This is a genomic window from Bartonella sp. PS7NMGDW (genome assembly GCF_042193585.1).
Lineage (GTDB): Bacteria > Pseudomonadota > Alphaproteobacteria > Rhizobiales > Rhizobiaceae > Bartonella > Bartonella grahamii.
Genome location: NZ_JBHILX010000133.1, coordinates 1 through 539, shown reverse-complemented (window position 1 = coordinate 539; position 539 = coordinate 1). Strand labels below are relative to the sequence as shown.

Below are 539 nucleotides of genomic sequence, written 5' to 3'. Positions count from 1 at the left end.
GCGGTTCAAGGCGCTTATTATCAAAAGGAAATGTTGGCAGCCGAGCAAGAGGGGCGGATAGGGCGTGTTGCTCGTGATCCTTTAATGCAGATACGCGCCTTTTGGGATATTGGGGGCACGGGCGCCAAGGCAGATGCCACAGCGATATGGATAGCGCAATTTGTTGGCAGAGAGATCAGAGTGCTTGATTATTACGAAGCACAAGGACAACCATTATCGGAGCATATAGGCTGGTTGCGTCAAAACGGTTATGAGAAGGCGTTGATGGTTCTTCCCCATGATGGGGCGACCAGAGACCGTGTGCACAATGTGAGTTTTGAGAGTGCTTTAAATGATGCGGGTTTTGAAACGCAGGTCATTCCCAATCAAGGGGCTGGTGCTGTCAAAATGCGAATAGAGGCAGTGCGACGTATTTTGCCTTCTGTTTGGTTCAATGAAGAGACGACCGTAGCAGGGCGCAAAGCACTGAACTGGTATCACGAGAAATGGGATGAGAAGCGCAATATTGGCTTGGGAGCAGAGCACGATTGGTCCAGTCA

Annotated in this window: 1 pseudogene; it reads left to right on the top strand. The window is 50.3% G+C overall.

The features are described 5' to 3' along the window. Positions 1-539, top strand: a pseudogene (locus ACFIKJ_RS09725) (PBSX family phage terminase large subunit); the annotation flags it as partial.